Raw genomic sequence first — 9,343 nt, forward strand, 5'->3', positions numbered from 1 at the left:
GAAGTCCGCCCTGGTCCTGGAGCTTTCAGGAAGGAGTTGGGGGGACGTAGCCGTCGCTTACTACAAAAAGGATACCAAGTGGGTGGAGTTTGCCCGCGCAGAGGTGGTGTATTACGAAAGGCCACCGGGCGAGTACACCATACGAGCCAGTGCGCCGAGAGATGTCAAGGGATCTGAGCTTGAGGTGGTTGTGTGTGATGCAGAGCATGGACTGCCACCGAATGAATGGACGTCTGATCCCGTAAAGTTTTAAGTATTTTGATGATGTCCGGAGATAACTTCCGGACATCTTTCCCGGTTTGAAATAACCAAATTTAGTAATGCGTTAAGCAATATCTTCCTTACTTTTTGCTCCTTGATGTCCTGGACGCACAGCCAGCCGTTTCGTGATCAACAACATGGCTAACGACACACCCACTGCCAACACAAACCCGAGCCATCCCCACCTCGGCAACACCAGCGCCAACACCAGGCAAAACGCTGCGAACGAATACATCCCGGTCGCCGTCGCCCGCAGCAGCGCGGCCGTAAACGCCGGGCCGCGGGTTTGCTGGGAAAACACTGCCATCACGCTGCCGAGCACCGGGAACACCGCGAGCAAACCGCTCCAGCGTTCGCCAACGGTGCTGGCGAGTAACGTCACGGCGAGGGTTAGCAGGGCGCCAGCAATCATGCGCAGCAGCAGTTTGTCGGACTTCGGCGCCGGACCGGCAACGATGGGTTGCACGCTGGGGAACAGGTACGGCGCCGCCAACAGTGCGGTGGCGGCCGCGATCACCGAGAACACCAGCGAGGGTGGAATCAGTGAAAGCACCACAGCCACAGAGGCCCAGACCAGCAGTGAAATCGTTAACGCCCATGGCCATCCCGCCCGTTGAGCGACCTGGGCGTAGGTCACGCAGAAGGCAATCATCGCGAACATCGCTGACAACGCCGCCGTCGCTGACTGAGCGGCGAACACCTGGCCTTGCTCAATGGCAAGGAAGAACAGAATCGGCCCCACCACCACCGGCAACCCCGACAGCCAACCGGCCACGCTTGGGCCCCAGCGTTTGCCCGCAAGGGAAATCAGCAACAGAAAACCAGGAATCACCAGCAGTTTAAGCATCAACACGCACGCGTCTCCGACCTGAGTGAGGCGCCAACGTTAGCACCGCGGACATTGAATTGCTCTAGAACTTAATGGATTTTGTATACAAAGCTATCGGCCAAATAATTGTACAAATAGATACTTTGCGTATAAGTTTTTAGCAGATGCCCACGGTGAGAAGAACGCGATGAACAGCCCCCGATTTCGCCTGCACCACAGTGTGTTGTTGCTGGGATTGTTAGGCACCCAGGCCCTGGCCAATTGGCAGGAGGCATTGCCCGGCGCGCAGATCATCGGCGCCGGCGAGTTTCGGGTGTTTGGGTTTGATGTCTACAACGCCCGGCTCTGGAGTGCGGCACGGCCATTGGCGCTGGACCAGCCGTTTGCCCTGGAACTGATTTATCAACGCAGCATTTCCCGCGATGATCTGGTGCAGGCCAGTGTCGATGAAATCAAGCGATTGTCCGGCGCCTCGGTCAGCCCCGAGCAGCTCGAGCGCTGGAAGGTGCAGATGCAACAGTCGTTCGTCGATGTAAAAGCCGGCACCCGCATTACTGGCATTTATTTGCCGGGACAGGGCGCGCGGTTCTTTGTCGGCCAGCAGCCGCAACACGAAGTGAAAGACTTGCAATTCGCTCGGGCCTTTTTCGCTATCTGGCTCGACCCACGTACGCGTAATCCCGAGTTGCGCCAGCAGTTGCTGGGCAGCGCCAATCCTTGAGGTGCATGACATGCTGAAGAAACTGCTGCTGGTGTTATTCGTCTGCCTGGCCGGTTGCAGCGTTGATGTGCAGCGCTACAGCGAGCAAACCCCCAAGCTCGATCTGCCCGGGTTCTTCGTCGGGCGAGTGGATGGCTGGGGAATGTTCCAGAAACGCTCGGGCGAGGTGATCAAACGCTTTCATGTGGTGATCAACAGTCGAATGGACGGCCAGAACCTGATCATGCATGAAGCCTTTACCTACAGCGACGGCACGAAACAGACCCGCGTCTGGACGTTGTACCCTGACGGTCCAGGCCGTTGGCGCGGCACGGCCGGCGATGTGGTCGGGGAATCTCGCGGTGAGGTAGCCGGCAACGCTTTGCACTGGCGCTATGAACTCAGCCTGCCGGTGGACGACAAGATCTATCAGGTGCATTTCGACGACTGGATGTACTTGCTGGACGAAAACACCATGGCCAATCGCTCCGCCATGACCAAATTCGGCGTTGAGTTAGGCCAGGTGACGTTGTTCTTCCGCCGACACGGCGCCTGATACTCGGGCATCTGCCCCTTGGGCACACAGGCTGAAACGTCTAAGCTGCTCCCCTCTCATTTGTTTCTGGATGTGTGCGTGAAATTCAGTTTGCCCAAAGTCGCCACGGCGCCGTTTTGCCCTCCGGAAGTGGCCGGTAGCCGTTGCCGTTGACCCGCGCGCGTCGTTCTTCAAGCGGGTGCGGCGCGTTTGCTGGAGAGCGATCCGGCGGCGGAGGGCGGTCAGCGGGTGCTGTTTGTGTCTGGCGACGATGCCGAGGCGAAAGCTCAAGTAATCGGGTTGAGCGAGCGATTGGGTTTCTTCGGAATCGACCTTGGGGGATTGAGTGTCGGCGCTCGACTGGCGCAGTTTCCGGGCGGGCCGTTGCCCACGCTGAATCTGGTGAAATTTGCCTGACGGCTCGGACATAAAAGAACCCGGTATGTGGCGAGGGGATTTATCCCCGCTGGAGTGCGAAGCGCTCCCAAAAAATCTTCGACTATTACCGAGATTTTTAGGGCTGCTACGTAACCCAACGGGGATAAATCCCCTCGCCACAAAAGTATCTGATTAACTCAGAAACACCGGGGGTGTTACCAGACCGCGCGGTTCTTCGTGGGTCCCCGCACAGTCTGTTGAACGCTTTACGCCCGCTCGATCGCCAGCGCTACACCCTGACCACCACCGATGCACAAGGTGGCGAGGCCTTTCTTGGCGTCACGCTTGATCATTTCGTGCAGCAAGGTCACCAGCACCCGGCAGCCCGATGCACCGATCGGATGGCCCAGGGCAATGGCGCCGCCATTGACGTTGACCTTGTTCAAGTCCCATTCCAGGTCCTTGGCCACCGCCAGGGATTGCGCGGCGAAGGCTTCGTTGGCTTCGATCAGGTCCAGTTGGTCGATGGACCAGCCGGCCTTGTCCAGGCAACGACGAGTCGCGCTGACCGGGCCGATGCCCATGATCGCCGGGTCGACGCCAGCGTTAGCATACGCAGCGATTTTCGCCAGCACTGGCAGGCCGAGGGCCTTGGCTTTTTCGGCGCTCATCAGAATCACCGCAGCGGCGCCGTCGTTCAGGGACGAGGCGTTACCGGCGGTCACCGAACCGTCTTTTTTGAAGGCGGGTTTGAGTTTGCCCAGCGCTTCAGCGGTGGTACCTGCTCGGGGTTGTTCGTCAACCTGGAAAGCAACCGGATCGCCTTTGCGCTGAGGAATCAGGATCGGCGTAATCTCGTCGGCAAAACGCCCGGCTTCGATGGCGGCCGTGGCTTTCTGCTGCGAGGCCGCGGCGAAGGCGTCTTGCTGTTCGCGGGTCAGGTTGTACTTCTCCGCCAGGTTCTCGGCGGTGATGCCCATGTGGTAATCGTTGAACGCATCCCACAGGCCATCGCTGATCATGGTGTCGACGATTTGCGCGTGCCCCATGCGCAGACCGGTGCGGGCGCCGGGCATGACGTAGTTGGACAGGCTCATGTTTTCCTGGCCGCCGGCAATGATCACGTCGGCGTCACCGCAGCGAATCGCCTGAGTGGCCAGGTGCAACGCTTTCAGCCCCGAGCCGCAGACCTTGTTCAGGGTCATCGCCGGCACGGTAAACGGCAGGCCGGCCTTGATCGCTGACTGGCGCGCTGGGTTTTGTCCGGCGCCGGCGGTCAACACCTGGCCCATGATCACTTCATCGACTTCAGCAACGTCCAGGCCGGTTTGTGCCAGCAGCTGGCGGATCACCGCAGCGCCGAGGTCAACGGCGGAAACATTCGCCAGGGCACCCTGGAAACTGCCGATGGCGGTACGGGTGGCGGCGACAATGACGACTTCTTGCATGGAATGATTCCTCACTGAGCAGCGAACTGCATTTGCGGAACGTGATCCGGCACGATCAGTTTACCGCCGGTCTTGGCGACAATCTCCTCGACGCTGACGCCCGGTGCACGTTCCTTGAGAATGAACGCGCCGTTTTCGATTTCCAGATAAGCCAGGTCGGTCAGCACACGCTTGATGCACCCGGCACCGGTCAGCGGCAGGCTGCATTTGGACAGGAGCTTGGACTCACCGTCCTTGGACGCGTGGGTCATGATAACGATGATGTTGTCTGCACCGGCCACCAGGTCCATCGCGCCGCCCATGCCCTTGACCAGCTTGCCGGGGATCATCCACGAGGCGATGTTGCCTTGCACGTCGACTTCAAAGGCACCGAGCACGGTCAGGTCGACATGACCACCGCGAATCATCGCGAAGGACTCGGCCGAGGAAAAGATCGACGCGCCGATACGCGCGGTCACGGTTTGCTTGCCGGCGTTGATCATGTCGGCATCGATGGTTTCTTCAGTAGGAAAAGGACCCATGCCGAGCAAGCCGTTTTCCGACTGCAGCATGACTTCCATGCCTTCAGGGATGTAGTTGGCGACCAGGGTCGGAATGCCGATGCCCAGGTTCACGTAAAAGCCGTCCTGCATTTCGCGGGCGACGCGTTGAGCCATTTGTTCGCGGGAAAGTGCCATTGTTATTTTTCCTTCAGGTCCGGGGGCTGGGGATCACTTACGCACGGTGCGCTGTTCGATGCGCTTCTCGAACGTGCCGCAAATGACCCGGTCGACGTAGATGCCAGGGGTGTGGATCTGCGACGGGTCCAGCTCGCCGGGTTCGACGATTTCTTCGACTTCGACCACGGTGATCTTGCCGGCAGTGGCGGCCAGCGGGTTGAAGTTCTGGGCGGTGTGGCGATAAATCACGTTGCCGAAATGGTCGGCTTTCCAGCCTTTGACGATGGCGAAGTCACCGGTGATGGATTCTTCCATCAGGTACTGGCGGCCGTGGAATTCGCGCACTTCCTTGCCATCGGCAACCGGAGTGCCGACGCCGGTGGCGGTGAAGAAGGCGGGGATGCCGGCACCGCCTGCGCGCATTTTTTCAGCGAGGGTGCCTTGCGGGGTCAGGACGACTTCGATTTCGCCTTTGAGCAGTTGGTCTTCGAACAGTTTGTTTTCACCAACGTAGGAGGCCACTACTTTTTTGATCTGGCGGTCTTCCAGCAGCACGCCGAGGCCGAAACCGTCGACGCCGCAGTTGTTGGAAACCACGGTGAGGTCACGGGTGCCTTTGCGCTTGATCTCGGCGATCAGGTTTTCCGGGATTCCGCACAGGCCGAAGCCGCCAGCGATCACGGTCATGCCGTCTTCGAGACCTGCCAGAGCTTCCTCATAGGAACTCACGCGCTTGTCGAAACCTGCCATATGCACCTCTTTTATTCTTTGTGGGCGGCTGGCTAGCCGTAGTGGAAGTGAGTGTCGCGCTGACAAATTCATTTGTTAAGTTGATTTTTAAGGTTGATTGATAGATTAAACTCACCAATCAACCCTTGTAGGAGTGCGCCTGCTCGCGAAGGCAATCTTTAGGACGCCATCGCCGCGCACGTCGTACTCCTACAGATAACACCTGCGCCCATTACTGGAGCAATTCGCCCATGACAGTCAAGCAGATCCGCGCATTCCTGGCCGTCGCCCAGAGCCTGAGTTTCGCCGTTGCCTGCGAGCGGTTGCACCTGTCGCAATCGGCCTTGAGCCTGACCATCAAGGCCCTGGAGGAGGGGCTGGGCGGGCGGTTGTTCACGCGCAACACGCGCAACGTGGCGCTGACGGCTGAAGGCGAATCGCTGGTGCCATTGGCTCGCCGGCTGATTGCGGATTGGGACAACGCCGAGGATGAACTGCGCCAGCGTTTCACCCTTCAGCGCGGCCGCGTGACCCTGGCGGCGATGCCCTCATTTGCCGGCAATCTGCTGCCGCCGATCCTCAAGACCTTTCGCGCCCGTTATCCCAAGGTCAACGTCACGGTGAACGACGTGATCAACGAACAGGTGCTGGAAATGGTGCGCGACCGGCAGGTGGAGCTGGGGGTGGCGTTTGAACCGACGCAGAGTTCATCGCTGGAGTTCACACCGTTGTATAGGGACCGTTTTGTTGCCGTGGTACCGGACGATTCTCCCTTCGCCGAACTGCAAGACATTGATTGGCAGACCTTGCTCAAGGAGCCGTTCATCACCTTGCAGCGCCCGTCGACGGTGCGGGTGATGCTGGAAGAACACTTGCAGGCGCGGGGGATGAAGTTGCCGGTGGAGTTCGAGAGCCATCAGCTGGCGACGGTCGGGCGAATGGTGGCCAGCGGGTTGGGCGTGAGCGCCGTGCCGGCGTTGTGTGCCGGGCAGATGCGCGAGTTGGGCGCGCGGTGCATTACCTTGCGTGACCCCGTGGTGGAGCGGGCGATTGGCGTGTTGACCAAGCCTGGGGTGGAACTGTCGGCGGCGGCGCAGGCGTTGTTCGATATTCTCAAAGCCGAGAACCTCGGCGAGCGCGTTTCTATATCCTGATAACGGTCTCCTGTGGGAGCGGGCTTGCTCGCGAAGGCGTCGTGTCAGTCGACATTAATGTTGTCTGACACGACGCCTTCGCGAGCAAGCCCGCTCCCACATTGGGTGTGGTTTCCTCAGTTTTTAAGTGGTCAGGTGATGGGCCAGTAAGGGCAAAAGCTGTTCGCACGAAGCCTCTATTTTCAGATCAAGGAGGTCATCCGCCCGAGTCTTACCCAAATTAATCGCCATCAACGGCTTCCCCCGATCCGCCACCACCCGGCACAAGCGAAACGCCGAATACGCCATCAGCGACGACCCCACCACCAACAACCCTGCAGCCTGTTCCACCGCAGCCATTGCCTTGGCCGCCGTCACCTGCGCGACATTCTCGCCAAAAAACACCACATCCGGCTTCATCCGCTCACCCGCGCAATGCGGACAACGCGGCACTTGAAAGCGTGCCTCGAACGCCGCATCCAGCAGCGTATCGCCATCCGGCGCTTGCACCGCATCGACTCCGGCCAGATAGGGATTCTGCGCTTCCATCAATTGCTGAATCGAATCCCGCTCGCTGCGCTGCCCGCAGTCCAGGCACAGCACCCGGTGCAGGCTGCCATGGAGTTCGATCACGTCATGGCTGCCGGCCTGGTCGTGGAGGGTGTCGACGTTCTGGGTGATCAGCCCGCTGATCTGCCGGGTGCTTTGCAAACTGGCCAAGGCTTCGTGGGCCACGTTTGGCTGGGCCTGGCGCACGCGCGGCCAGCCGAGCATCGCCCGCGCCCAGTAACGTTGCCGTGATTCCGGGGCCGACAGAAACTCCTGATACATCATCGGTTGCCGGCCACGCCGCACGCCCTGGTTGTCGCGGTAGTCCGGAATGCCCGACGGGGTGCTGATGCCGGCGCCGGTCAGCACCACAAACGGTTGATCGGCCATCAGCTGCTGGAGCCGATCGAGTTGTTCGCGGATGCGGCGGTCGAGCATGTTCAACACTCCGGTGAACCTTGAGTGTTTGCAGGGTAGCACTTGCCGCTTACCCCGTAGGAGCGAGCGGTGCGGCGATCCGACTTGCCCGCGAAGGCGATTTCAAAAACGCCAACACGTGCAAGCCATGCGCCGCAGGTCCAGGGATTATTTACGCGCCTCCAGAATCAGGTTGAACGGCGTTTCCGTCGCCCGCCGGAAACTCTTGAACCCCGCCTCGGTGAAGACTTTGCGCAACCGCGCCTCACCGGCCTGGGCGCCGAGCCCCAGGCCGACCTCCTGGGACAACGAGTTCGGTGTGCAAATGAAGGTCGACGCGGCATAGAACAGTCGGCCAACCGGGGTGACGTTGTCGTCCAGCGAGTCGTTGGCGAACGGTTCCACCAGCAACACTGTGCCGTCCGGTTTCAGCGACTCATAGGCGTGTTTTGCCGCGCCCACCGGGTCGCCCATGTCGTGCAGGCAGTCGAAGTAGCAGACCAGGTCGTAGTCGTCGCCAGGGAAGCTTTTTGCGGTGCCCTGGAAGAACCGCGCCCGCCCGGAAACGCCACCTTCTTTGGCGCGCTGGGTGGCGACGGTGACGGACGGTGCGTGGTAGTCAAAACCGACGAACCGCGAGTCCGGGAATGCCTGGGCCATGATCACCGTTGACGCGCCATGGCCGCAGCCGATGTCGGCGACTTTGGCGCCCGCCTGCAGTTTGGCGACCACGCCCTCAAGGGCCGGCAGCCACTCGGCGATCAGGTGCGCTTTGTAACCGGGCCGGAAGAAGCGCTCCGTGCCACTGAACATGCACGGATGGTGATCGCCCCAGGCCAGGGCGCCGTTACCGCGCATGGCATTGACCAGTTTGTCCTTGTCATGGAAAAACGACGCAACCACCCCGACACCGCCCGCGATGTAAACCGGCGAGTCTTCGATCGCCAGCGCCAGGGCTTGCTCTTCGGGCAGGCGGAACTGGCCGTCCTGGTGTTCCATGTAACCGGAAGCGGCGTGGGCGCTGAGCCATTCGCGCAGCAGGCGGGGGTTGCAGCCGGTTTTATCGGCGAGTGTTTCAGGGGTGATCGGCTGACTGTCGGCCATGGCCCGGTACAGGCCGAGCTCTTCGCCCAGGATGACGTTGGCGAGCATCGCCGCGCCGCCCATGTCGTTCACCAGTTTGCCCATGAAATCATTGAGTCTGGCCTCGTCCATCACGTGTGCTCCTTCAACAGGATCACTGTCCAGAGGCCTTGTTTTTCGAGGCGTTCACCCCTGGGCGGTGGTCGTGGGAATGTACAGGACGATAAGCCCGTCCTGCGTGCACTAAGTTTAGTCCGGGGGCCGTGTGCTGCTGTCTTGAGCGACGAAAGCCCACATGTCCCAGACCGACAATTTGCGGTGTGTACTGCGCTGTATCCAGCATGGGCCCCGATACATTCCGCTTCATTCCCGGGCACTGCCGAACACAGACGAGATACAAACCTGCGATGAACTGTGACCCCGTATTACGCATTTCACCGTTAAGGGCAGCCCTTTCAAGGTCTTCGTTTAGAATCTCCCAAAACTCCAGTCAGGGCGACGAGACGATGTGGGAAGAGGTTTTAGCGCGGTTCGAGAAAAAAGCACCGGCCAGTGTCATGGCCAAATTGGTGTTGGAGCAGGCTGTTACAGCTGAGTGGGTCGATCAGGTGTTCGAAGAGCA

At 60.0% G+C, this 9,343-nt stretch carries 9 protein-coding genes and 1 pseudogene; 4 read left to right on the forward strand and 6 right to left on the reverse strand.

The window, feature by feature from the left end:
* Window positions 1-325: 325 nt before the first annotated feature.
* Window positions 326-1,114 carry a hypothetical protein gene (locus EYC95_RS27810; protein ID WP_131063182.1) on the reverse strand — a complete coding sequence of 263 codons (789 nt, stop codon included), beginning with the start codon at window positions 1,112-1,114 and terminating at the stop codon, window positions 326-328.
* A 163-nt stretch (window positions 1,115-1,277) separates the two neighbouring features.
* On the opposite strand from EYC95_RS27810, the gene EYC95_RS27815 reads away from it, so the two are divergent.
* From EYC95_RS27815 to EYC95_RS27825, 3 genes and pseudogenes are all read left to right on the forward strand, one after another.
* On the forward strand, window positions 1,278-1,811 hold the full coding sequence (locus EYC95_RS27815; protein WP_131063183.1) for a chalcone isomerase family protein: 534 nt from the start codon (window positions 1,278-1,280) through the stop codon (window positions 1,809-1,811).
* 10 nt (window positions 1,812-1,821) lie between these two features.
* Window positions 1,822-2,346, forward strand: coding sequence for a DUF3833 domain-containing protein (locus tag EYC95_RS27820; protein WP_131063184.1), 525 nt, complete (start codon window positions 1,822-1,824; stop codon window positions 2,344-2,346).
* A gap of 183 nt (window positions 2,347-2,529) precedes the next feature.
* Window positions 2,530-2,742 (forward strand): annotated as a pseudogene (locus tag EYC95_RS27825) (NADP oxidoreductase); the annotation flags it as partial.
* Between the two features lie 227 nt (window positions 2,743-2,969).
* Here EYC95_RS27825 and EYC95_RS27830 read toward each other — a convergent pair.
* The 3 genes from EYC95_RS27830 to EYC95_RS27840 are packed head-to-tail and all read right to left on the reverse strand — an operon-like array spanning window position 2,970 to window position 5,560.
* A complete protein-coding gene (locus EYC95_RS27830) occupies window positions 2,970-4,151 on the reverse strand; it encodes an acetyl-CoA C-acetyltransferase (protein WP_131063185.1) in 1,182 nt (393 codons plus the stop codon).
* 11 nt (window positions 4,152-4,162) lie between these two features.
* The gene (locus EYC95_RS27835; RefSeq protein WP_131063186.1) at window positions 4,163-4,828 is read right to left on the reverse strand and encodes a CoA transferase subunit B; all 666 of its coding nucleotides are present in this window, start codon (window positions 4,826-4,828) and stop codon (window positions 4,163-4,165) included.
* A gap of 33 nt (window positions 4,829-4,861) precedes the next feature.
* Complete coding sequence (locus EYC95_RS27840) at window positions 4,862-5,560, reverse strand: CoA transferase subunit A (RefSeq protein ID WP_131063187.1); 699 nt, start codon at window positions 5,558-5,560, stop codon at window positions 4,862-4,864.
* 230 nt (window positions 5,561-5,790) lie between these two features.
* Between EYC95_RS27840 and EYC95_RS27845 the strand changes: the two genes are divergently transcribed.
* Window positions 5,791-6,693, forward strand: a complete 903-nt coding sequence (locus EYC95_RS27845) for a LysR family transcriptional regulator (RefSeq protein ID WP_131063188.1) — start codon at window positions 5,791-5,793, stop codon at window positions 6,691-6,693.
* Between the two features lie 123 nt (window positions 6,694-6,816).
* Here EYC95_RS27845 and EYC95_RS27855 read toward each other — a convergent pair whose 3' ends face one another.
* Both EYC95_RS27855 and EYC95_RS27860 read right to left on the reverse strand, forming a co-directional pair.
* A complete protein-coding gene (locus EYC95_RS27855) occupies window positions 6,817-7,659 on the reverse strand; it encodes an NAD-dependent protein deacetylase (protein WP_131063190.1) in 843 nt (280 codons plus the stop codon).
* Between the two features lie 147 nt (window positions 7,660-7,806).
* Complete coding sequence (locus tag EYC95_RS27860) at window positions 7,807-8,853, reverse strand: class I SAM-dependent methyltransferase (protein ID WP_131063191.1); 1,047 nt, start codon at window positions 8,851-8,853, stop codon at window positions 7,807-7,809.
* Window positions 8,854-9,343: the final 490 nt, after the last annotated feature.

The organism is Pseudomonas sp. BGI-2 (genome assembly GCF_004310295.1).
Lineage (GTDB): Bacteria > Pseudomonadota > Gammaproteobacteria > Pseudomonadales > Pseudomonadaceae > Aquipseudomonas.